Origin of the sequence: Salinicola tamaricis (genome assembly GCF_003006155.1) — a bacterium.
GTDB lineage: Bacteria > Pseudomonadota > Gammaproteobacteria > Pseudomonadales > Halomonadaceae > Salinicola > Salinicola tamaricis.
Window position 1 is genome coordinate 2243465 of record NZ_CP023559.1, and the last position, 21905, is coordinate 2265369.

Genomic DNA, 21905 nt, shown 5'->3' on the forward strand with positions numbered 1-21905 from the left:
AAGTGTGTCGGGGGCGTAACGGATTTGTTACGGTAAAACGTCGAAACCGCCTACTTTGTATAGGGACGCGGTATCAGCGCGCGCTTGCGTCTACTTCCATCCAGCGCGCAAGACGTGGTTTCTCGGCGGCCCGGCAGAGGCCGCATAGACAACGACAAGGGAATGACAACGTGACCAAGATCTACAAGACGATCGGCCTCGGCGTAGGCCTGATGGCCTGCGCGCCTCTGGTATTCGCGCAGAGCTCGCAGGATAGCGACACCATCCAGCAGCGCCTCGATGCACTCCAGCAGCAGGTACAGGAGCTCAAGCGCGAACTCGCCGCGCAGAAGGCGAGCCAGCAGCGTGAGAATACCCAGACGCGCCAGCTGGCGGAGAAGAACAGCTCGCTGCTGGACAACGTCGGTACGCCGCAATTCAGCGGTGCGATCGAGCTGGGCTACACCTTCAACGACTGGAGCGAGTCGAGCAAGGACACTGTCGGTGACATGGACTTCGGCAAGTTCATCCTCGGCATGGATGGTGGCGAGGGGCCGCTCTCCTACTCCTTCCAGTACCGCTTCTACGATGGCTATCGTTTCCTGCATCACGCCTGGGCGGGATACGCCTTCAGCGATGCCGATACGGTCAAGCTCGGCCTGGTGCAGACCCCGTTCGGCAACATGGATTACGGCTATCTCGGCTGGTATGGCAACCTGCCGTATCTGGCGGGTTTCAACGACAACCAGAACGCCGGCATCAAGTGGGACCACAGCCAGGGCGCCTGGGATACGTCGCTGGCGTTCTTCAAGAGCGATCAGCTCGGCGATGGCAATGAGCACTATGGCGCCAACGCGATCGGCGACAGCGCCCAGGGCAACAGCGAAGAGAATCAGCTGGCCGCACGCGTCGCTTACACCTTCGGCAAGGGCTCGGACTACACCACCGAGGTCAACCTCTCGGCCAAGGGCGGTCAGCTCTACAACCACAACACCCACGAGAGCGGCGACAACTGGGCCGTGGCGCTGGGCATGAACGGCAACTACGGCAACTGGACCACGCTGTTGCAGGCGACCAGCTACCAGTACAACGCCAAGAACCCCGACGAGACGGTCTCAAATATCTCGGACAATGCGCTGCAGATCGGGGCCTTCGGTTTCAACTATCTGATCCCGGCGGAGGGGCAGATGTACTCGGCGAGCCTCGCTTACAGCATGGACGTCGACTGGGGCGTGGTGGAGAACCTCTACTTCTACAACGACTTCAGCTATATCGCAGCGTCAGGTGACTACTCGGCGGTCAATGGTGGCTTCGGTGACATGGATGACCCCATGCTCAACGACCTGGGGGTGAAGGTCACCGCTGGGCGCTACTACGCCTGGTTCGATATCGTCACCAACAAGAACGGGCTGAACTACTTCGGCTCGCCGGTGGACGATGGCTGGCACACCAGCGTGCAGAGCCACTTCGGCCTGACCTACTGAATCAGCCAAGGCGTAGCCGCGCTACCGATGCCCCGTCGAGTCCGCTCGGCGGGGCATTCGCGTCTCTGGCGCTGGGGATTGTCGAGGGCAGGGGCAGCGTGCGGCGGATGATCTTCGGTTCTTTTTCTGTGGTGCTGGCGGGGTATTCGAGGATTTTTCTGTCGTCATGGCAAAGAAGGAACTGTTTCTCCTGATTCACTGGCAGCGATTTTTCTATTTCTCTATGTAAGCCCTCGTGCATCTTGAACGTATATTTTATACAAAAGGTGTGCTATCAGTGCGTAACACGCCGTGTCAGGATGGGGTGGCGAAGGGGTGGCACGTCTTGTCCGTCCCGCCGCGCGCCGCTCAACGCAGGCGGTCTCCTGATCAGCGTCGTACCAACAACCATAAAGCGCAAAGCGAAGGGAGTAGTGGCAATCATGAACCTGAGAACGATCCTCAAGCTCATCGCCTCCACGGCGGCCCTCCATCTGGCGGCGAGCGGCCCGGCACTAGCCCAGGACGGACCGATCACCATCGGGGTCCAGGCGCCCACCACCGGCTCCGAAGCGACCTACGGCAAGGACATGCTCAATGCCATCGGCCTGGCCGCTGACGAGATCAATGCCAAGGGCGGCCTGCTCGGCGGACGCCAGATCACCCTGGTCAGCGGCGATACCGCCTGTGACCCGCAGCAGTCGGTCAACGCGGCCAGCCGCCTGGCCTCCCAGGAGGTGGTCGGTGTGGTCGGCGGCTACTGCTCTGGTGCCACCCAGCCAACGCTGAAGATCTATGGTGACGCCAATATTCCGTTCGTGATCGTCGCCGCCAACTCGACCCAGCTGATCCCCGCCAACCCCGGCAACGCCTTCATGATCAATTCGACCGGGGCCGACCAGGCCAAGACCGCGGTCGACTTCTTCGCCGGCAAGGGCATCGACAAGCTGGCGATCGTCAATCAGGGCGACGCCTACTCGCAGGATCTGGCCAACCTGACCCGCGACGCCTGGAGGGCGGCCGGCCATGAGGTGTCGGCTTTCGAGTACGTCAACAAGGGCGAGCAGGACTTCTCGGCGCTGGTCAACAAGATCCGCGGCTCCGGCGCCCAGGCAGTGTTCTGGACCGCCTACTACGCCGATGGCGGTCTGCTGATCCGGCAGCTGCGCCAGCGCGGCTTCCAGGGCACCATCGCGGTGGGCGACGGCTCCAATTCGCCCAAGCTGTTCGATATCGCCGGTCAGGCCGCCGAGGGCGTCTACGCCTTCTCCAACCCCACCGCCGATTTCCTGCCGGCCGCCAAGCAGTTCATCAGTGACTATCAGGCCAAGTTCGATACCGCCCCCGGTCCCTACGCGCCGCTGGCCTATGACGGCATGCAGCTGATGGCCTGGGCCATCGAAAAGGCCGGCTCCACCGACGCCGATGCCATCATCAAAGCGCTGGGCAGCGCAGACGGCAAGGAGTGGCTGGCCGGCCCGATCAGCTTCACCCCGCAGCACACCCTGGCACGCAGTAACTTCGTGGTGCTCGAGGGGCAGGGCGGCAAGTGGACCCGCTACCAGCCCTGATCCACGGCCGGCCGTAGGGCCCGCCCGCCACTTGCGCAGACATTGCGCGGCGGGCGGCGCCGTGACGGCCTCTTCCCCTCGCTGCCCAGGGACGCATGCCCATGACCTGGTACGACTCTCTGCTCCAGCAGCTCGCCGACGGGCTGGTGCTGGGCTCTTTCTACGCGCTGGTGGCACTCGGCTACACCATGGTGTTCGGGGTCATCAAGCTGCTCAATTTCGCCCATGGCGATCTCTACATGACCGGGGCCTTCGCCGGCTTCGGCGGTCTGTCACTGGTCTCCGGGGTGCTCGGCGCCGGCTGGCTGGGCATCTTCGTGGCGATGCTGCTGGCGATGCTGGCGGTGGGCTGCCTCGGGGTGGTGATCGAGCGCATCGCCTACCACCCGATGCTGGCGGCACCCAGGCTGTCGATTCTGATCACTGCGCTGGCGGTGTCGCTGGTGCTGCAGAACGCCGCGCTGTCGCTGACCGGCGGCCAGTACACACCGCCTTTCGCACCGACCTCGGCTTCGGCGGGCTCAGCCTCGGCAATCTGTTCATCTCGTATAACCAGATCGTGCTGGTGGCCACAGCGGCGGTGCTGATGATCGCGCTGGAACTGTTCGTGTCGAAGACGCTCTATGGCCGCGCCATGCGCGCGGTGGCGATCGATAAGGACATGTGCCGCATGCTCGGCATCAACGTCTCGGCGGTGATCGCGATCACTTTCTTCATCGGCTCGGGGCTGGCCGCCGCCGCCGGCACCATGGCCGGCGCCTACTACGGCAGCATCTGGTACTTCATGGGCTTCCTGATCGGGCTGAAGGCGTTCACCGCGGCGGTGATCGGCGGCATCGGCAGTATCACCGGGGCCATGCTCGGCGGTCTGATCCTGGGGCTGCTGGAGTCGTTCGGCACCCATATCCGTTCATCGGCAGCGAATGGAAGGATGTCTTCAACCTTCGCGATCCTGATTCTGGTGCTGGTGTTCAAGCCCACGGGGCTGCTCGGCAATCCGAAGTGGAGAGGATGTGACATGGCCAATCCGACCCCGTGGCGCCGCAAGAGCGCCCCCGCGGCAATCCGGCCCAGCGCCTGTATGCCGCCTTCGACTCCCCGGGGCGGCGGCGCGCGCTGCACCTGGTGCTGCTCGCCATCCTGATCGTCACGCCGTGGCTGTCGAGCCAGTACGTCACCGTGATCCTGACCAACGCACTGCTCTACGTGGTGCTGTGTCTGGGGCTCAACGTGGTGGTGGGTTACGCCGGGCTGCTCGATCTCGGCTATGCCGCCTTCTTTGCCGTGGGTGCCTATACCATCGGCATCCTGACCCAGCAGTTCGGCTTCAACTTCTGGGCCGCGATCCCGTTCGCGCTACTGGCGGCGGCGCTGGCAGGGGTGATCATCGGCGGGCCGACGCTGCGCCTGCGCAGCGACTACCTGGCCATCGTCACCCTGGGCTTCGGCGAGATCGTGCGCTTCACCGCGCGCAATCTGGAGATCACCGGGGGCGCCAGCGGGCTGTCGCATATCCCTGAGCCGTCGCTGTTCGGTTGGTACATCGATAGCTCGATCGATTTCTACTATGTCTTCGCGGTGCTGGCGGTGCTCGCCTACATCGCCAGCCAGCGGCTGTTCGACTCGCGCCTGGGGCGCGCCTGGCTCTACGTGCGCCACGACGAGGACGCCGCCGAGGCGATGGGTATCAACCGCGTCGCGGTCAAGCTGGCGGCCTATGTGATCGGCGCGATCTTCGGTGCCGTCGGCGGCATCTTCTTCTCGGTCAATCTGGGCGCGATCTCACCGGAGAGCTTCAGCTTCCAGCAGTCGGTGCTGATCCTGATGGCGGTGGTGTTGGGCGGCATGGGCAAGATCCCCGGGGTGATCCTGGGCGCCTTCATCGTGGTGCTGGGGCCGGAGCTGCTGCGCGAGTTCGACACCCTGCGGCTGTTGATCTTCGCCGTGCTGCTGCTGCTGATCATGCTGTTCCGGCCCAGCGGTATCTGGCCCGAGAAACGCTCCTGAGGAGATGCCGATGCTACTGCAACTCAACCAGGTCTCGCTGAGTTTCGCCGGCAACAGCGTGCTCGACGAGGTCGCCTTCGGGGTCGCCGCGGGGCGCATCCAGAGCCTGATCGGCCCCAACGGCGCCGGCAAGACCTCCCTGTTCAATGTCATCACTGGCTTCTATCGGCCGCAGCGTGGCGAGATCACCTTCGACGGCGAGCGGCTGGTCAAGCGCAAGCCGCACAGCGTGACCCGCCTGGGCATCGCGCGCACCTTCCAGAACGTGCGCCTGTTCCGCGAGATGTCGGTGCTCGAGAACGTGATGGCCGGTCAGCACTGCCGCTCCCGCGCCGGCGCGCTGGCGGCGGTGCTGCGGCTGCCCAGCCAGCGCGCCGAAGAGCGGCGGATCCGCGCGACCAGTCTCGAGTGTCTCGACTTCGTCGGCCTCGCCGACAGCCAGGAGCGGCTGGCGACCAACCTCGCCTATGGCCACCAGCGGCGGGTGGAGATCGCCCGGGCGCTGGCCACCGAGCCCAAGCTTTTGCTGCTCGACGAACCGGCGGCGGGGCTCAATGGCAGCGAGAAGGAGGCGTTGGTCGAGCTGATCCGGCGCATTCGTGACGAACGCGGCATCGCGGTACTGCTGATCGAGCATGACATGAGCCTGGTGATGAGCGTCTCCGAACACATCAGTGTGCTCGACCATGGCAGCTTGATCACCGAAGGCACGCCGCAGGCGGTGGCCAACGACCCTAGAGTGATCGAGGCCTACCTGGGTCAGGACGACGAGGAGTTGGCGCTATGACACAGACGGCGACGAGAGACGACGACGTGGCGGCGGGCCCGCGGGCGTCCGCGGAACGCCAGGGCGACGTGCGTCTGAGTCTACAGGGGGTGGATGCGTTCTATGGTCAGATCAGGCGCTGCGCGGCGTCTCGCTGGAGGTTCGCCAGGGCGAGATCGTGACCCTGCTGGGCAGTAACGGCGCGGGCAAGTCGACCACGCTGAAGACCATCTCCGGGCTGGTGCGGGCGCGCCAGGGCGATGTCTGCCTCGAGGGCGAGTCGATCGCCAGGCTGCCGGCGCATCAGATCGCCCGACGCGGCGTGGTGCACGTGCCCGAAGGCCGGCGCGTGCTGCGCGGGCTGACGGTGAAGGAGAATCTCGAGCTGGGCGCCTTCACCCTCAAGGACAATGCGCTGCGCCGGCAGCGGCTGGAGGAGGTGTATGCGCTCTTCCCGATCCTCCATGAACGGCGGCATCAGGATGGCTCGCTGCTCTCGGGGGGGCAGCAGCAGATGCTGGCGATGGGGCGGGCGCTGATGCACGGCCCCAGCGTGATGCTGCTCGACGAGCCGTCGATGGGGCTGGCGCCCAAGCTGGTGACCGAGATCATGCGCATCATCAAGCGCCTCAACGAGGCCGGCACCACCATCCTGCTGGTCGAGCAGAACGCACGTCTGGCGCTGCGTCTGGCGCACTACGCCTACGTGATCGAGAACGGCGAGATCCGCATGCAGGGCGACGCCGCGGCGATGCGCGAGGACGCCGCGGTGGTCAAGGCTTATCTCGGCCTGGGCGACTGAGCTGGCGGATGAAGGAGGCAACACGATGCACAGCACGCGCGTGATCCACAGCGTCAGTTGCCACGCCGAGGGCGAGGTGGGCGATGTCATCGTCGGCGGCGTGGCGCCGCCCCCAGGGGAGTCCCTATGGGCGCAGTCGCGCTGGATCGCCGCCGACGCCACGCTGCGCGACTTCATGCTCAACGAGCCCCGCGGCGGGGTGTTCCGCCACGTCAATCTGCTGGTGCCGGCCAAGGACCCGCGGGCACAGATGGGCTTCATCATCATGGAGCCGGAAGACACGCCGCCGATGTCAGGCTCCAACAGCCTGTGTGTCGCCACGGTGCTGCTGGAGACCGGCATCCTGCCGATGCAGGAGCCCTGCACCCGCTGGTGCTCGAGGCGCCGGGCGGTCTGATCGAGGTGAGTGCGCGCTGCGCCCAGGGGCGGGTGGAGAGGTCGAGGTGCGCAATCTGCCATCTTTCGTCGCCCATCGCGATCTGACGCTGGAGGTCGCCGGGCTGGGTAGCCTGAGGGTGGATACCGCCTTCGGCGGCGATAGCTTCGTGATCGTCGATGCCGAGGATCTGGGCTTCCAGGTGACACCGGACGAGGCCCGCGAGCTGGTCGAGGTGGGCATGCGCATCACCCGGGCGGTCAACGAGCAGGTCGGCTTCGAGCACCCGGACAATCCGCATTGGCGCCACGTTTCGTTCTGCCAGATCGCAGCGCCGCTGGTGCGCGAGCAGGGTGCCTGGGTAGGGCGCAACACGGTGGCGATCCAGCCGGCAAGCCGACCGCTCGCCCACCGGTACCGGCTGTTCGGCACGCATGGCGCTGCTGCATGCTCAGGGCCGGCTGGCGGTCGGGGAGGCCTTCATCGGCGAGTCGATCCTGGGCTCGCGCTTTCACTGCCGAATCGAGGCGACCACCGACCTTGGCGGGCGTCCGGCGATCGTGCCCTCGATCCGCGGTCGCGCCTTCATCACCGGCACCCATCAGCACATCCTCGACCCGCACGATCCGTGGCCGTCCGGCTATCGCATCGCCGATACCTGGCCGCAGCGCCTGGCCTGAGCCAGCGCGCGGCGCAGCGTCTCAATTGCTGGCCACGGCGGCCGTCGACGGTTTGATGTGCGGGCGCTCGGCCATGATCTTGGCCAGGCGCTCCAGCGCCAGTTCCAGGCGTTCGATCAGCCCCTCCAGCAGTACGCGGCGATCTGCCGGGACATCGCCGTGCTCGGCGATCATCGCATCCAGGCGCTGGCCGGCGGCGTGCACGCCCTGGGGCGGGCGGCCGTTGGCGGCCTCCTCGAAGCCGCTGGCCAGGGCCCTCAGCAGTTGACGATGGGCGCGCCGGATCAGCGGATGTGGTGCCTCGTCGAGGCGGTCGCGCAGGCGCAGGGTGGCGCTGCCGATATCCAGGCCGGTGAGGCCCAGGATGAACAGATGGCGCTGATCCTCCGGCAGCATGTCGTCGTGCTGCGCCAGTTGCAGCATGCGATCCGCCATGTGGCCGCTGAAGCGGGTCTCGGCATCGCGGATCGAGCGCCGCCGCAGTTGGTGAATATCCTGGGAGATGGCGTGGATCAGGCGCCGGCGGCGCAGCCGTGTGCCCAGCCCCGGCAGCAGGCGGAACCCCATCACCACGCAGCTCAGGCCGATGATCACCGCCACGGCGCGGTTGGCGAAGCTGTCGAAGGAGAAGTCCATGTTGTGCCGGGCATGGTCAGCAGGATATTGAAGATGGTGAAGGCCAGGCAGTACCCCATGATCTTGGGGTTGGTCGCGCCCATCAGCCCGAGGAATAGCGGCGTACCGAAGAGCATGGCCAGCATGGGAAAACCGTGGGCCTGAGACAGCAGCACGTGACCGAACAGAAAGGCGCTGGGAATCGCCGCGAGCATGCCCTTGTAGAACATCATGGTGATCATCACCGGGTTGTCGCGGCTGGCGAAGAACGCTGAAAACAGCGTGCCCAGCAGCAGCGCCACCAGCGCGCTGTTCCACGCAGTGAGAATCCAGAAGGTGGCCAGGCAGGTGAACACCAGCCCGGCGCGCAGGGCGTTGATGCCCGCTGCCAGGTGGTCGCGGTGCCATGCCAGGGGGGCCGAGCGCAGGCGATGACGGCCCGGGTCGGCGATCGCTTCGCGCGCGTCCAGCATCACCATGGCGTGGCCGATCGCTTCGCGGATGCCCAGACGCACGCGACGGTCGAGCGGCGCCAGATCGGATTCGTTGCTCTCGTGGACCAGCCGGCGCAGCGCGCGCAGCTCCTGACGTGCCTGAGGGACGCCCTTGACGTGCTCCGCTTCACGGAAGCCGTCGGCGACCTGGCGTGCGATCTCGACGCTGCCCGGGTCGAGCTTGTCGGCATGGTCGTGCAGCAGTTGGTGCAGCGCGTGCAGCGTGGCCATGAGGCGCAGCGTGCGGCGTGTCAGCACGTGGGTGGCGCGCATGCGCCCGGGGCCCTCGGGGCCTTCGAAGCGCGCCGCCTGGCTGTCGGTCTCGAGCATGGTGAGCGGCCCCAGGCTGCCGCGCAGGGCTTGCTGCATGGCGGGAATGTCGTCACTCGCCGACAGGCGCAAAGCGGCGTGCTCGAAGGCCTGGTTGATCACGCTGTCGGCCTGGGTAGCCAGGTGTTCGCCGACTCGTGAGGGCCACAGCAGCGAACTCACCAGCGTGGCGCACACCGCGCCCAGGCCCAGCTCCGAGAGTCGCGCGACGGCGATATCGAACATGCCACCGGGCGAGCTGCCGCTGGAGATCACCACGATCAGCATCGCGGTGACCGCGCCCATGATGCAGCCGTAGGTGTAGTTGTTGCGCCACAGCGAGGCGACATAGGTACACAGCATGATCCACAGCGTCAGCGCGATCAGCGCCGGTATCCGCGCCTGGGCGAACAGCGCCATGATCGCGATTCCGACCAGGGCGCCGATCAGGGTGCCGCCGATCTGACAGATGCCCTTTTCGATCACCATGCCGCTCATCGGCCGGATCTGCAGAAATGCCGCCGAGATCAGTGCCCAGTAGGGGCGGTCGAGGTTGAACCAGAGCGCCAGGTAGAGTGCGATCATCATCGCCACGGTGGTCTTGATCGCGAACTTGACCGCCGCGGCGTCCGGCATCAGGTAGTGCTTGAGCAGCGTCGGCATGAGGTCAGGGCACGTCGTCAGTGGCGCGCTCGGTGGGGATCGCGTCGGGTAGCTGCGACTGCGACTGCGACTGCGACTGCGACTGCGACTGCGACTGCGACTGCGACTGCGACTGCGGCGTGGGGCGTCGGTCCACGTTGCTGCCGGCCGGGGCCGCAGTACTGGCAGGCTGGGCCGGTGCAGGCTTGGCGTCGGTGCGCTTGGCGTCGGCGTCGTGCTGGATGCGAATCGTCGCGGTCATGCCGGCGCTCAGCAGGGTGTGGTCGGGCATCTCGTCGAAGGTCACCAGCACCGGAATGCGCTGGGCCAGGCGCACCCAGTTGAAGGTGGGCTGCACCTGCGGCAGCAACTGGTTGTTGAGGCTGGTGTTGCTGTCGGCGATGCCGCGCCCGATGCCGGCGACATGGCCATGCAGATGGGTGTCGCCGTTCATCAGGATGATGTCCGCCGGGTCGCCGACGGCGATCGACGACAGCTTGGTCTCCTCGAAGTACCCCATCACGTAGTAGGAGCGCGCCTGCACCAGCGCCATCACCGGCGTGCCACGGGTGACGTAGTTGCCCGCTGCCAGTTGCAGGTTGAGCACGTGGCCGCTCACCGGCGCCACCACCTTAGTGCGCTGCAGATCGAGCTTGGCGCTGTCGAGGGTGGCCTGGGCCTGCGCCAGATTGGCCTGGGCGATGCGCGTGTTGATCTGCGCGATCTGGCGATCCTCGGCGCTGATCGAGCGATTGCTGAGCTGGTTGCGGCGGCGCTCCTCGGCGCGCTTCAGGTCGAGCGTGGCCTGATTGTTGGCGACGCTGGCCTCGGCCTTGTCGAGTGCGGCCTGATAGCGCGAGGGGTCGATCTCGAACAGGGTCTCGCCCTGGGAGACGTAGCCGGTGTCGCTGACGTTGAGCGAGCGCACCCAGCCGGAGACGTCCGGGGCGATGGTGATCACCTCGGCGCGCACGCGGGCGTCCCGGGTCCAGGGTGTGAAGAGGTAGTAGTTCCACAGCCATACGCCGGCGGCGACGGCGATGGCGACGATGATGAGGGTCAAGAGGATACGTAGCGAGTTGCGCATCAAGAGCTCTCGAGCAGGACGGTAAACAGAAAGGTGATCGCGGCGGTGAAGATCACGAACAGGGAGACGTCGAACCAGGCTTCGTACCACAGCGCCCGGTGCCCCACCAGCCAGTGCAGCAGCGTGCGTGTGACCAGGGTCGCGACGAGGCCGAGTATGGCGTAGATCAGTAAGGGGCTGAGATAGATGCCACCTAGCGCAATTTCCTGAAGACCCATGGCATCCCTTGGCGCAGCCGTCGAAGCGGCGATAATGTTAGCATGCTTAATAATTCGCCGACAGCTGCATCACGTTCCACTCGCTGGCGTGACCGGCTGCCTCGATTCGCGGCGCAAAGAAAGTTTAGACCGAAACCGGCGCTTGCGTCTCACTCCTCGCTCTGCACCACGCGATCGCGGCCGCTGTGCTTGGCCCGATAAAGATGACGATCGGCCCGGCGCATCAACTGCTTGAGTGGCTCCCGCGGATAGCGCTCGGCCGCACCGACGCTGAGCGTGAGCGCCAGCTGTGGCCCCGATGCCAGCACCAGCGGGGTCGTGGCCACCCGCCGGCAGAGGCGCTCGGCGACCGCCACCGCCTCGGCGAGTGGCGTCTCCGGTAGCACCACCGCGAACTCCTCGCCGCCTACCCGTCCGACCAGGCTGGGATCGCGCACCGCGCTGCGCAGTTGGTTGGCGACGGCACGCAACGCCTCGTCGCCGACATCGTGGCCATGCAGATCGTTGACCCGCTTGAAGTAGTCGATATCGATCAACAGCACGCTCAGCGGCATGTTGCGGCGCCGGCGCAACTGTTTCACGGTCGTGCGCAGCAGTGCACGGCGATTGCTCAGTCCGGTCAGATCGTCGGTATCGGCGCGACGGGTCAGGCGCTCCTCTGGCGCCGGCGCTGGGTGAGTCGAAACACCACACCAGCCACGCCGGCTGTTCGCCCACCCGCAGTTGGCGCGCGTTGAGCAGCGCCCAGTAGGGTGCCCCGGGGCACAGTCTGGCCTCCATCTGATAGATCAGCTCGCCGCGCTCGAGCCGCGCGACGAAGCGCGCGTGCTCGGCGGGATCCACGAACAGCGCCGCCAGGTTGAAGCGACTGGCGTGTTCGGCGCCGCTCTGGATGAGCAGACTGTCACTGACATAGAACACCTGCCGCTGATCGGCGCCGATCAGGGTGACATCGCTGGGCGAGGAGTCGAGGATGGACTGCAAGAGCGCCTCGCGGTCGCGCAGAGCCTGGGTCCGTTCCTGAATGCGACGCTCCAGCGACAGATTGAGCTGGTGCAGGTCGTTGGCCAGACGGCGCGCTCGCCGCTGGTCCAGAATGATCTTCAGCGCCAGCAGCGCACAGCCGGCGGCGAGCAGCAGCAGTGCCAGCGAGAGCCAGTGGAAGGTGCGCTGCAACGCCTGGCGCTGACGGTCTGTCTGCGTGGCGACGGCGAGATTGGCAGCGACGACCAGCGAATGCAGTGCTGGCCTTCGCTGGCGAGGGTCGCGGCGATGTCAGTGGCCAGCTCGCGTGCGGCCGCAGTCTCCTGCCAGCTCAGTTCGCGATTCCAGCGCTGGCTTGCCAGGTCCAGGCGGGTCAGGGTGGCCTGGATCTGGGGACGCTCGCTCTCCTGCTCGGCGAAAATGTGCGTTCTCAACAGTGGCAGCAGGGCTGTGCGCATCACCCCCAGGCGCAGCTTGAGCCGTTCGGGAGGCTCGGCGCCACTCGCCACGGCGTCGGCGGTCGCGGCCAGACTCATCACCTGCCGGCTGAGATTGTAGCTCTGCCACACCTCGTTGTAGCGCCCGGGGGAGGCGAACTCCTGGCCTCGGTCGGCCACCGTGTGCAGCCCCGCCAGCGCCACCCCCATCATGATGCCGGCCAGCAGCATCAGCGCCAGCGCGTGCCAGTGGCGGCCACGGTCCGGTACCGCCTCCTTCAGCGCAGCTGCAGTTCGTCGAGTTGCCATACGGTGCGGTTGTAGTAGGTACGGGTATACAGCTCGGGGTGGCTATCGTAGGGGTACATCACGATCAGCGGGCCGTAGGCGTCCACCGGCAGGTAGTGGCCATCGCGCCGGTAGGCGACGATCGGATCGTAGCGGGTAATGTCGCTGGCGGGAATGATCGCATCGTAGTCGTTGAGGGCGTAGGCGTGCAGACTCTCCGGTAGCGCAGACGACGACTCACCAGCAGCGTCAGCAGGGAGACACCATACCAGTGGGACGCGCCCAGTCCGCTGTCTGGAATCGGCCCGACCACCGCTCGCCCAGGCAGCGCTTCGAGGTCGTCGAGGGTCAGTTCGGCGAGTGGCTTGCCGTCGGTGTCGCTCAGCCGCAGCAACGGCATGTCGCGCGGATAAGGCGGCGCGTCGGAGGCGCTACCGGGCGTGTCGGCGAATGCCTGCAGGGCCATGCAGACCGCCAGCACCAGCAGCAGCCAGTGCAGCGCCTGGCTCGGGCCGATGCGGCATGCGCGGCGCAAGCGGTAGGTCGGGCTGACGGAGAGTGTCGTCATGGTCGGGTGGCCCTGGCCGTCGCAGGCGTCGTCAGGCGTTGGGATCGTCGACCAGCAGTCGCGAGAATCTGACGATCTCGGCGTTACGGTTGGACCAGCCCAGGTGTGTCCAGAAGCGGTGGGCGGCCGTGTTGTCGGCCAGCGTATCCAGGTGCACTTTCTCGATGCCGGCAGCCAGCAGCGCCTGCAGACAGTGCTCGGTCAGTTGGCGCCCCAGGCCGAGCCCGCGGCACTCGGGCTCGACCATGACGTGCTGCAGATAGCCGCGGCGGCCATCATGCCCCGCCATGGCACAGCCGACGATACCCGATCGGCCGCGCCAGCGGGCGACGAAACTCATGCCCGGGTTGCGCGCCAGATAGCGCGCGGTGGCCTCGCGGCCATCGGCCTGGCGCAGCACCACGCCCGGCGTGCGCTGCATCATGGCGACGAAGTCCGGGTGATCGTCCAGGCTCATGGCGGCGATCGTCACGCTGGCGGCGGCGGTTGGGGGCATGTGGGCTCCTCGGTAAGGGAAAGGGCAGGTAACGCGGATCCCCGTGAGTCTGTCTGTGGGGGCTATTGCAGAACGTCTGTCGCGCAACCGCGGCGCCGGGCGAGGCCTGCGTTGACTGAGCTCACGTCGTCCGGCGGGCGAGCCCCAGGCGCCGCAGGGGCAGGTTGATCACAGCGAGGCCCGCGATCACCAGCAGCCCGCCGACCACCTTGTGCACGCCCAGCGGATCGTCCAGCAGCCACACCCCCAGCGCCACCGCGAAGACGGGCATCAGCAGCGTCAGCGGCACTACCCGGTTGACCGGGTGTTTCTGCAGCAGGCGATACCAGAGTCCGTAGGCCGCAATCGAGGACATCACCGCGGTATACACCACGGCGCCCCAGCCGGCCCAGCCGGCGTGCTGGATGGCGTGCCACTGATCGGATTCGAACAGCGCACTGCCGAGCGCCACCAGCGGCGTGGCGAACAGTGCGATCCAGCCGGTCAGGGTCAGCGGCGGGATCGGCGGCGCCAGTTTGATGATCAGCGTCGAGACCGCCCAGGCCAGCGCGCTCGCCAGCAGCAGTGCAGTGGAGAGTGGCGGCGGCAACGAGGGGCCACCGGCGAGGACCACCACGCCACCGAACGCTAGCACCAGGCCGGCGAGCCGGCGTGGTCCCAGTTTCTCCTTGAGGAAAAGCGCCGCCAGCAGAGTGGCGAAGGGCGTGCCCATCTGTACCAGCAGCGCCCCGGTGCCTGCCTCGGCGTGTTCGAGACCGACGAACAGTAGCGGAAAGTGGAGCCCGCCGAAGGTGACCGAGAGCAGCAGCACCCAGCGCAACTGGTCGCGGGTGATACGCGTGAACGGCACCACCAGCGCCGCGACCAGCATGAAGCGCAGCACCATCACCAGCAGCGGCGGCATCTCTGCGACGCCGAGCTTGATCACGATGATATTGAGTGCCCAGATGGCAATCACGCCCAGGCCGATCGACAAATCCTTGAGGGGCACGCGCTGAGTTCCTTTGATATGGCTGGGCTAGGCCCCTAGTGGGCTCGTAGGCCCAGACTTTCAACGCCGCGGGCGTGGTCGTCAAGTGGCCATGCCAAGCCTGGGGGTGGGGGCCATGCCAGGCCCGGGGGTGGGGGCCATGAAGAGGGGCTATGGCAAGCCCGGCCGACGCGGTATCTTGAGCGCGGCACGCGCCGTCGTCGACCACCGAGGATACGAAGATGTTGAAGGGAATCGCGATCTGTCTCTGCCTGCTGGTGACGCAGCTGGCCATGCTCTCCTGGATTGACCATCGCCTGAGTGGCAGTGAGTCCGTCCAGCGCCAAGTCACCAGCGCCCAGGCATCGCCGCGTGCCCGTGAGGATGACGATGTTGAGCTCGGGTGAGGCCGCCCGGCGGCGAGCTTGGCGTCAGTTGCCGGCAGCGACGCTGCGCTGGGGGACGGCGCTGGCGCTGCTGGTATGGGCGTTACTGGCGGGGGCCGCGGAGGCAGGCCGGTTGGGCCTGAGCGGGGCGAGCGGAGACTACACGCTGCGGATCGAAGTAGCCACCACCGCCGAGCAGCGGGCGCGGGGGCTGATGGCGCGTGACGCTCTGCCCGAGGACGCCGGCATGCTGTTCCTCTACCCCGCCGAGCAGCCCGGCAGCAGTGCCTACTGGATGTACCGCACACGGATTCCGCTGGATATCGCCTTTCTCGGTGCGGATGGCACCATCCGCGCACTCAAGACGATGCCGCCGTGTCGCGCCGAGATGCCCAGCCGCTGCCCGGCCTACCCGGCCGGGGTGGCATTTCGTGCCGCGCTGGAGACCAACGCCGGCTACTTCGCGCAGCGCGGGCTCGGCGTGGGTGACCGGGTCGATCTCGCCCCATGGCTCGCGGCGCCTTGAACGAGCCCATGCCGGTCGCGCATGCCCCATAGCGGTCGCGTCCGGTTCGCCGCGCCTGACGCGGCCAGCGGCGGATAAATCCTCTTCTTCCGGGGTATCTGGCGGTATGTCTCCGCTGCGCCATGCGCGGACTCTGATGCAGAAGCGACAAGGCGCGGGTTTTGCCAGCACGAAACTCTCTATAAGATGGCTCGCCGTCGGGATAAGCTATGTTACGTAGGGAGTCGGCTACGTAGGCAGTAGGCTACGTAGGGAGTGCCGTTTGAACCGGACATCGCGCCGGGGGCCACTACGGCCGCGGCACGCGCTCCAGGACGCCCGGCATGGCGCGCGCCATGCGTCACGCAAGGTGTCCGGGGGACATGGCGCGCCCGCCGCGCTCCATTCAGGGAGGGCGCGGCAGGCATGACGAACCGGGATAGAATCAGCACAAGTCCGGGCCACGCCACCACTCGACGTTCGGGGCCGCCAGATCGGTCTCACACAATAAACGGGAAACTCGAGGTATGCGCATGAAACGCCACGCTTTGACTGCAGCCTTATTCTCCTCTGCCCTGATGGGTGCGGCCACGCTGTCCGCCCCTGCCATGGCGCAGGACACGCAGTACATCACCATCGGTACCGGCGGCCAGACCGGCGTCTACTACGTGGTCGGCCAGTCCGTCTGTCGAATGGTCAACCGCAGCGCCGAAGAGAGCGGCATCCGCTGCAACGCGCCGTCTACCGGCGGCTCGGTGGCCAACATCAACGGCATCAAGTCCGGCGAGCTGAACATGGGCGTCGCCCAGTCCGATGTGCAGTACAACGCCTACAACGGTGACGGTCAGTTCGACACGCCGATGAAGGATCTGCGCTCGGTGTTCTCGCTGCACGGTGAGCCGCTGACCATCCTGGCGCGCAAGGATGCCGACATCCACTCGATCCAGGATCTCAAGGGCAAGCGCGTCAACATCGGCAACCCGGGCTCCGGCCAGCGCGCCACCATGGAAGTGCTGATGAACGCCGAAGGCTGGGACACCAGCGTGTTCTCGCTGGCTTCCGAGCTGGGTGCCGCCGAGATGGCCTCGGCGCTGGCCGACAACAACATCGATGCCATGGCCTACGTGGTCGGTCACCCCAACGGCGCGATCCAGGAAGCGACCACCACCGTGGCCTCCAACCTGGTGCCGCTGGACGATGACGCGGTCAAGGGGCTGGTCGACAAGTACCCCTACTACAGCATGTCCACCATCCCCGGCGGGATGTACGAAGGCAACCCGGACGACGTCCAGACCTTCGGCGTGCGCGCGACCTTCGTGACCTCTGCCGAGGTGCCGGATGAAGTCGTCTACCAGACCGTCAAGGCGGTGTTCGACAACTTCGACCGCTTCAAGCGCCTGCACCCGGCGTTTGCCAACCTCGAGCCGAAGGACATGATCAGCGAAGGGCTCTCCGCTCCGCTGCATGATGGCGCCAAGCGCTACTACCAAGAGCAGGGCTGGCTCTGAGGAAACACTGCACAAATGCCTGCGCGGGTGAATCGCTGCGTTGCGCGGTGCTCAGAATCCTCACATATACCCCATATGCTGCGGTTCTTGTGCTCCGGGCGCCTTGCGCTTCATCCCGCTCGCCGATGTGTTCAGCGTTTTCCTAAGCACGCGTGGGCTGGCGTCTCGCCGAGGCGTCAGCCGCCGCGCCCTGGAAGGGGTCGGATACTGACATCCGGCCCCGACCGCGAAGCGTTGTCGCAAGCAGATGCTTCTTCCCTGCCGTGAGCGGGCCACTTCCTCGGCGCCTGCGTGTTTCCCTGTCAGGATCTCACCATGACCGATACCAAGACCTCCGGCCCCGATCAGGCCAAGCTGGAAGAGCTGGCCGCTACCGATACCGGTGGCCGCAAGCTGACCGGCCTTCCCAACCGATTGCTCCTGGGCGTTGCTGCAGCCTGGTCGCTGTTCCAGCTGTGGATCGCCTCGCCGCTGCCGTTCGTGTTCGGCTTCGGCGTGTTCAGCGCCACCGAAGCGCGCTCGATCCATCTGGCGTTCGCCATATTCCTCGCCTTCATGGCCTACCCGGCCTTCAAGCGTTCACCGCGCGAGCGCATGCCGTTGCCCGACTGGGCGATGGCCCTGGTAGGGGCGTTCTGTGCCTCCTACCTCTACTTCTTCTATGATCAGCTCGCGCAGCGTCCCGGCGCGCCGATCCTGCAGGATGTGATTGTCGGGGTGATCGGCATCGTGCTGCTGCTCGAGGCGTGCCGCCGTTCGCTGGGGCCGCCGCTGACGATCATCGCGCTGATCTTTCTGATCTACTCGCTGGCCGGGCCCTACATGCCGGGCATTCTGGCCCATCGCGGGGTGAGCTTCTCGGGGCTGGTCAACCATCAGTGGCTGACCACCCAAGGCGTGTTCGGTATCGCCCTGGGCGTCTCGACCAGTTTCGTGTTCCTGTTCGTGCTGTTCGGCGCGCTGCTCGACAAGGCCGGCGCTGGCAACTACTTCATCAAGGTCGCGTTCTCGCTGCTGGGCCACTATCGCGGCGGCCCGGCCAAGGCCGCGGTGGTCTCCTCGGGGCTCACCGGGCTGATCTCCGGCTCCTCCATCGCTAACACCGTGACCACTGGAACCTTCACCATTCCGATGATGAAGCGGGTTGGCTTCAGTGCCACCAAGGCCGGTGCGGTGGAAGTCTCTTCTTCGGTCAACGGCCAGATCATGCCGCCGGTCATGGGCGCTGCGGCCTTCCTGATGGTCGAGTATGTCGGCATTCCCTACATCGAGGTGATCAAGCACGCCTTCGTGCCGGCGGTCATCTCCTATATCGCGCTGCTCTACATCGTCCACCTGGAGGCGCTCAAGGCGGGCATGCAGGGCCTGCCGAGCGGCAACCCGCAGCGCCCTTGGCTCAATAAGATCCTCGGTTTCCTGACCGGCCTGGTGGGCGTAATGCTGCTGGCGGCGGCGGTCTACTACGGGATCGGCTGGCTCAAGCCGGTCCTGGGTGAGTCTGCCTCTTGGGTGATCGGGGCCGGGGTCATCGCGATCTACGTGCTGCTGCTCAAGCTTGGCTCCCATTACCCCGAGCTCGAAGTGGACGACCCCAATCAGGAGATCACCCAACTGCCGCGCACCAAACCCACCGTGATGGTGGGGCTGCACTATCTGCTGCCGGTGATCGTGCTGGTGTGGTGTCTGATGGTGGAGCGTCTGTCGCCGGGTCTGTCGGCGTTCTGGGCTACCGCCTTCATGATCTTCATCATTCTCACCCAGCGCCCGCTCGATGCCCTGTTCCGCGGGCGTAGCGACTTCGCCGGTGATCTCAAGCGCGGTGGGTGCGACCTGTGGGAAGGACTGATCGACGGCGCGCGCAACATGATCGGGATCGGCATCGCCACTGCCACCGCTGGTATCATCGTCGGTGCGGTGGCGCAGACCGGGGTCGGCCTGGTGCTGGCGGATCTGGTCGAGACGCTGTCGATGGGCAATCTGCTGCTGATGCTGCTGCTCACCGCGGTGCTCAGTCTGATCCTCGGCATGGGGCTGCCGACCACCGCCAACTACATTGTCGTGTCGGCGCTGCTGGCGCCGGTGATCGTGCAGCTGGGTGAGCAGAACGGGCTGATCGTGCCGCTGATCGCGGTGCATCTGTTCGTGTTCTACTTCGGCATCATGGCCGATGTCACCCCACCGGTGGGGCTAGCGTCGTTCGCGGCAGCGGCGATCTCCGGTGCTGACCCTATCCGCACCGGCTTCCAGGCGTTCTACTACAGCCTGCGTACCGCAGCGCTGCCGTTCTGTTCATCTTCAACACCGACCTGCTGCTGATCAACGTCGACCTGTGGCACGGTATTGTGATCTTTGTCGTGGCCACGGCGGCGATGCTGATCTTCGCCGCCGCGACCCAAGGCTTCATGTTGGTCAAGAGCCGCTGGTACGAGAGCGCATTGTTGTTGCTGGTCGCCTTCACCCTGTTTCGCCCCGGTTTCTGGATGGACATGGTCGATGCGCCTTATCGCGAGGTGCCGCCGGCCCAGTTCGAGCAGGCGCTGGGCGAGATCGGTCCGCGCGACCATCTGATGGTGCGCGTCGAAGGGCTGGATGCCTACGGTGCGCCGACCAGCTTCGTGGTCCAGGTACCGGCGACCGAGGGGAGTAGCGGCAGCGAACGCCTCGATAGCCTGGGACTGCACCTGATGCAGGAAGATGGCAAGGTACTGGTCGACACCACCGACTTCGGCAGTCAGGCGGATAAACTCGGCTTCGACTTCGATCAGCAGATCGTGTCGGTGCGGATTCCGCGCGATCAACTGCCCAAGGAGCTGATGTGGATACCCGGGCTGCTGCTGTTCGCGCTGATCGTGCTGCTGCAGCGCCGTCGTCGCGGCGCCGGGAAGTCGCGCGAGGCACTCGCCTGACGCTGCGCCAACCCCGGTATCTGTGCAGTATGCAGTTCGATGTGATGCAGACGGCCGCCTCGCCAGAGGCGGTCGTCCTGTTTTGAAGGAGAGCGAAGATGGCGTTTCCCGACAGCCGCATCGATTACCGCCGCCACCCCGAGGCCTACCGTATCGGACGTGGCGAGCGCGGCGTGTTCCACGTCCAGCCCTACAAGGACGAGCTGCTGCCGCTGTGGGCGATCCGCAACGAGGCCGATGCCCGCGAGGCGGTGACGGCGCTCTCGGCGCGTTTTCGTGACTACCGCGACGCCGACGATTTCGTCGGCATGGATATGGCGCGCAAGTACCTGCAGATGGGCTATACCCGGGCGCGTCGCTATGCCCGCTATCCGGGCGGACGCAAACGTGACCAACGCGGTAGACCGATCGAACCGCGTGATGCCGATGCCGAGAAGGCACGGATCGCCGAACACTACCAGCGCGCACTTGATGCGGTGCGCGACGACACCACCTACAAGCGCGCCAAGCGCGCACATCAGCAGCGCCGCCGCTGATGCATCTTGACCTCTTGATGAGCTGATCCCCTGCCAGGAGCCCAACCATGCCCACGCTCTCCGCGATCCACCGCTATCCGATCAAGTCCGCCGCCGGTGAGTCACTTACCCAGGCCCGCGTCGAGGAGGAGGGGCTGGTGCTCGATCGTCGCTTCATGGCGATCAAGCCGGATGGCACCTTTCTCACCGCACGCTCGCATCCGCAGCTGCAGCGGGTGCGCCCGAGCTTCGACGGCGAGCGTCTGACCCTGACCCACGACAGCCTGCCGCCGCTCGACGTCTCCCGCGAGGAGTTCAGCGGCGAGGCGGTGACGACTCAGGTGTGGGGGGATGAGTTCTCCGCACTGGCCACCCACGCTTCGCTCGACGCCTGGTTCAGCGAGGTCGCCGGTGAGCCGGCGCGGCTGTTATGGCTGGGTGAGCGCTCGCCGCGCTACCGTGAGTCCATCGGGGTGCGTGTGAGCTTCGCCGACGGCTATCCTGCTGCTGATTTCCGAGGCCTCTCTCGATGATCTCAACCGGCGCACCGACGGCACCCATGTCATGGCCCAGTTCCGCCCCAATCTGGTGGTGACGGGCACCGAGCCCTATGCCGAGGATGGCTGGCAGCGTGTGCGTATCGGTGATGTGACGTTCCGCGTCGATGCGCCCTGCTCGCGCTGCGCCATGGTCACGGTGGACCCGGCACGCGGTGAGAAACGCGCCGACCGTGAGCCGCTCAAGGCGCTGGCCGTCTACCGTCGCGGAGCGCGTGGAAAGGTCTATTTCGGACAGAATCTGGTGGCCGAGAATGCCGGCAACGTGGGTGTGAACGATGCGCTGGTGGTGCTCGAATAGCCTGGCGTTTCTTCGCAGATAACACGCTCACTCCTTCAGAAACAACACGGAGTTTCACGTCGTTACCCGTAAAAATCGCCACTTTCATGAACGCATGATGAATGGATGAGCGGTGTTCACGTTCATGTTGGCCTTGGCCAGAAGGTGACGTGGGAAGACGAATTGAGTGTTCATCTCGGCGACAGGTAGTCGTGGCTTCTGTTACATTAGTTTTTATTAAATTTTAAACGTTCCTCGCTGGCTGATTCCCGTATGAGCACCCGGTTCATGCGGGATTCATCTTCATCACCATTTCGACCCGAATAGTTTCGAATTTAACGCGCTACTCGCCTTTTTGCGGCCCATCGGGCGTGTCATTCCTGTCTATAAGCCGGCGTCATCAATGGCGCCAGGCGCACAATCCTTCACCTCGGCTTACAAAATTTTCAGCGTGCAAAGCGGTTAATGGTTGCCGCCGACCTGGCTCTCCCGTTAC

21 protein-coding genes and 3 pseudogenes are annotated in these 21905 nt (G+C 65.7%); 16 read left to right on the top strand and 8 right to left on the bottom strand.

Translation table 11 applies throughout. The features are described from left to right. The first annotated feature begins 170 nt into the window (after nucleotides 1-170). The 9 genes and pseudogenes from CN538_RS10340 to CN538_RS24385 all read left to right on the top strand — a co-directional run bounded on the left by CN538_RS10340 (nucleotide 171) and on the right by CN538_RS24385 (nucleotide 7644). Nucleotides 171-1463, top strand: coding sequence for a hypothetical protein (locus tag CN538_RS10340; protein WP_242494977.1), 1293 nt, complete (start codon nucleotides 171-173; stop codon nucleotides 1461-1463). Nucleotides 1464-1885: 422 nt separating this feature from the next. Further along, on the top strand, nucleotides 1886-3013 hold the full coding sequence (locus tag CN538_RS10345) for a branched-chain amino acid ABC transporter substrate-binding protein (RefSeq protein WP_106419369.1): 1128 nt from the start codon (nucleotides 1886-1888) through the stop codon (nucleotides 3011-3013). Between the two features lie 101 nt (nucleotides 3014-3114). Then, nucleotides 3115-3600 carry a branched-chain amino acid ABC transporter permease gene (locus tag CN538_RS24370; RefSeq protein WP_207233458.1) on the top strand — a complete coding sequence of 162 codons (486 nt, stop codon included), beginning with the start codon at nucleotides 3115-3117 and terminating at the stop codon, nucleotides 3598-3600. Next, the gene (locus tag CN538_RS24375; RefSeq protein ID WP_207233459.1) at nucleotides 3573-4157 is read left to right on the top strand and encodes a branched-chain amino acid ABC transporter permease; all 585 of its coding nucleotides are present in this window, start codon (nucleotides 3573-3575) and stop codon (nucleotides 4155-4157) included. Before CN538_RS24370 ends, CN538_RS24375 begins: the two co-directional genes overlap by 28 nt. After that, a complete protein-coding gene (locus CN538_RS10355) occupies nucleotides 4049-5020 on the top strand; it encodes a branched-chain amino acid ABC transporter permease (RefSeq protein WP_106419370.1) in 972 nt (323 codons plus the stop codon). Before CN538_RS24375 ends, CN538_RS10355 begins: the two co-directional genes overlap by 109 nt. Nucleotides 5021-5030: 10 nt before the next feature. Then, nucleotides 5031-5807, top strand: coding sequence for an ABC transporter ATP-binding protein (locus tag CN538_RS10360; protein WP_106419371.1), 777 nt, complete (start codon nucleotides 5031-5033; stop codon nucleotides 5805-5807). 157 nt (nucleotides 5808-5964) lie between these two features. After that, nucleotides 5965-6588 (top strand): ABC transporter ATP-binding protein, encoded by a 624-nt coding sequence (locus CN538_RS10365; protein ID WP_422917495.1) that lies wholly within the window; start codon nucleotides 5965-5967, stop codon nucleotides 6586-6588. Nucleotides 6589-6613: 25 nt separating this feature from the next. Then, nucleotides 6614-6985 carry a proline racemase family protein gene (locus CN538_RS24380; RefSeq protein ID WP_277985009.1) on the top strand — a complete coding sequence of 124 codons (372 nt, stop codon included), beginning with the start codon at nucleotides 6614-6616 and terminating at the stop codon, nucleotides 6983-6985. 46 nt (nucleotides 6986-7031) lie between these two features. Next, a pseudogene (locus CN538_RS24385) lies at nucleotides 7032-7644 on the top strand (proline racemase family protein). A gap of 21 nt (nucleotides 7645-7665) precedes the next feature. On the opposite strand, the pseudogene CN538_RS10375 reads toward CN538_RS24385, so the two are convergent. The 8 genes and pseudogenes from CN538_RS10375 to CN538_RS10410 all read right to left on the bottom strand — a co-directional run bounded on the left by CN538_RS10375 (nucleotide 7666) and on the right by CN538_RS10410 (nucleotide 14773). Continuing rightward, a pseudogene (locus CN538_RS10375) lies at nucleotides 7666-9725 on the bottom strand (FUSC family protein). Nucleotides 9726-9729: 4 nt separating this feature from the next. Next, nucleotides 9730-10791 (bottom strand): efflux RND transporter periplasmic adaptor subunit, encoded by a 1062-nt coding sequence (locus tag CN538_RS10380; RefSeq protein WP_207233460.1) that lies wholly within the window; start codon nucleotides 10789-10791, stop codon nucleotides 9730-9732. Further along, on the bottom strand, nucleotides 10791-11009 hold the full coding sequence (locus CN538_RS10385) for a DUF1656 domain-containing protein (protein ID WP_035471252.1): 219 nt from the start codon (nucleotides 11007-11009) through the stop codon (nucleotides 10791-10793). The genes CN538_RS10380 and CN538_RS10385 overlap by 1 nt, the downstream gene beginning before the upstream one ends. Before the next feature lie 149 nt (nucleotides 11010-11158). After that, the gene (locus tag CN538_RS10390; RefSeq protein WP_106419372.1) at nucleotides 11159-11794 is read right to left on the bottom strand and encodes a diguanylate cyclase; all 636 of its coding nucleotides are present in this window, start codon (nucleotides 11792-11794) and stop codon (nucleotides 11159-11161) included. Between the two features lie 318 nt (nucleotides 11795-12112). After that, complete coding sequence (locus CN538_RS10395) at nucleotides 12113-12739, bottom strand: hypothetical protein (RefSeq protein ID WP_164999571.1); 627 nt, start codon at nucleotides 12737-12739, stop codon at nucleotides 12113-12115. 64 nt (nucleotides 12740-12803) lie between these two features. Continuing rightward, nucleotides 12804-13286 (bottom strand): hypothetical protein, encoded by a 483-nt coding sequence (locus tag CN538_RS10400; protein WP_106419374.1) that lies wholly within the window; start codon nucleotides 13284-13286, stop codon nucleotides 12804-12806. Nucleotides 13287-13317: 31 nt separating this feature from the next. Next, nucleotides 13318-13782 (bottom strand): GNAT family N-acetyltransferase, encoded by a 465-nt coding sequence (locus tag CN538_RS10405; protein ID WP_106419375.1) that lies wholly within the window; start codon nucleotides 13780-13782, stop codon nucleotides 13318-13320. Nucleotides 13783-13903: 121 nt separating this feature from the next. Further along, nucleotides 13904-14773 (bottom strand): DMT family transporter, encoded by an 870-nt coding sequence (locus CN538_RS10410; RefSeq protein WP_106419376.1) that lies wholly within the window; start codon nucleotides 14771-14773, stop codon nucleotides 13904-13906. A gap of 221 nt (nucleotides 14774-14994) precedes the next feature. Between CN538_RS10410 and CN538_RS20370 the strand changes: the two genes are divergently transcribed. The 7 genes and pseudogenes from CN538_RS20370 (at nucleotide 14995) to CN538_RS22760 (ending at nucleotide 21430) form a co-directional block, all read left to right on the top strand. Beyond that, the gene (locus CN538_RS20370; RefSeq protein WP_164999572.1) at nucleotides 14995-15159 is read left to right on the top strand and encodes a hypothetical protein; all 165 of its coding nucleotides are present in this window, start codon (nucleotides 14995-14997) and stop codon (nucleotides 15157-15159) included. After that, complete coding sequence (locus CN538_RS10415) at nucleotides 15143-15664, top strand: DUF192 domain-containing protein (RefSeq protein WP_164999573.1); 522 nt, start codon at nucleotides 15143-15145, stop codon at nucleotides 15662-15664. The genes CN538_RS20370 and CN538_RS10415 overlap by 17 nt, the downstream gene beginning before the upstream one ends. A gap of 512 nt (nucleotides 15665-16176) precedes the next feature. Next, a complete protein-coding gene (locus CN538_RS10420; protein ID WP_106419378.1) occupies nucleotides 16177-17151 on the top strand; it encodes a TAXI family TRAP transporter solute-binding subunit in 975 nt (324 codons plus the stop codon). A 315-nt stretch (nucleotides 17152-17466) separates the two neighbouring features. Beyond that, nucleotides 17467-20057, top strand: a pseudogene (locus tag CN538_RS10425) (TRAP transporter permease). 98 nt (nucleotides 20058-20155) lie between these two features. Beyond that, nucleotides 20156-20593: a DUF4385 family protein gene (locus CN538_RS10430; protein ID WP_106419379.1), complete on the top strand. Its 438-nt coding sequence runs from the start codon at nucleotides 20156-20158 to the stop codon at nucleotides 20591-20593. A gap of 47 nt (nucleotides 20594-20640) precedes the next feature. Continuing rightward, on the top strand, nucleotides 20641-21105 hold the full coding sequence (locus tag CN538_RS22755; RefSeq protein WP_242494981.1) for an MOSC N-terminal beta barrel domain-containing protein: 465 nt from the start codon (nucleotides 20641-20643) through the stop codon (nucleotides 21103-21105). Further along, a complete protein-coding gene (locus CN538_RS22760; RefSeq protein WP_242495780.1) occupies nucleotides 21083-21430 on the top strand; it encodes an MOSC domain-containing protein in 348 nt (115 codons plus the stop codon). Before CN538_RS22755 ends, CN538_RS22760 begins: the two co-directional genes overlap by 23 nt. The last annotated feature ends 475 nt before the right edge of the window (nucleotides 21431-21905 follow it).

Excerpts from the sequence above, each read along its gene's own strand:
- CN538_RS24370 (WP_207233458.1), top strand. The coding sequence starts at position 3,115 with ATGACCTGGTACGACTCTCTGCTCCAGCAGCTCGCCGACGGGCTGGTG.
- CN538_RS10345 (WP_106419369.1), top strand. The coding sequence starts at position 1,886 with ATGAACCTGAGAACGATCCTCAAGCTCATCGCCTCCACGGCGGCCCTC.
- CN538_RS20370 (WP_164999572.1), top strand. The coding sequence starts at position 14,995 with ATGTTGAAGGGAATCGCGATCTGTCTCTGCCTGCTGGTGACGCAGCTG.
- CN538_RS10415 (WP_164999573.1), top strand. The coding sequence starts at position 15,143 with ATGTTGAGCTCGGGTGAGGCCGCCCGGCGGCGAGCTTGGCGTCAGTTG.
- CN538_RS10385 (WP_035471252.1), bottom strand. The coding sequence starts at position 11,009 with ATGGGTCTTCAGGAAATTGCGCTAGGTGGCATCTATCTCAGCCCCTTA.
- CN538_RS10360 (WP_106419371.1), top strand. The coding sequence starts at position 5,031 with ATGCTACTGCAACTCAACCAGGTCTCGCTGAGTTTCGCCGGCAACAGC.
- CN538_RS10400 (WP_106419374.1), bottom strand. The coding sequence starts at position 13,286 with ATGACGACACTCTCCGTCAGCCCGACCTACCGCTTGCGCCGCGCATGC.
- CN538_RS10420 (WP_106419378.1), top strand. The coding sequence starts at position 16,177 with ATGAAACGCCACGCTTTGACTGCAGCCTTATTCTCCTCTGCCCTGATG.
- CN538_RS10380 (WP_207233460.1), bottom strand. The coding sequence starts at position 10,791 with ATGCGCAACTCGCTACGTATCCTCTTGACCCTCATCATCGTCGCCATC.
- CN538_RS10405 (WP_106419375.1), bottom strand. The coding sequence starts at position 13,782 with ATGCCCCCAACCGCCGCCGCCAGCGTGACGATCGCCGCCATGAGCCTG.
- CN538_RS10430 (WP_106419379.1), top strand. The coding sequence starts at position 20,156 with ATGGCGTTTCCCGACAGCCGCATCGATTACCGCCGCCACCCCGAGGCC.
- CN538_RS22755 (WP_242494981.1), top strand. The coding sequence starts at position 20,641 with ATGCCCACGCTCTCCGCGATCCACCGCTATCCGATCAAGTCCGCCGCC.
- CN538_RS10395 (WP_164999571.1), bottom strand. The coding sequence starts at position 12,739 with ATGGCAACTCGACGAACTGCAGCTGCGCTGAAGGAGGCGGTACCGGAC.
- CN538_RS24380 (WP_277985009.1), top strand. The coding sequence starts at position 6,614 with ATGCACAGCACGCGCGTGATCCACAGCGTCAGTTGCCACGCCGAGGGC.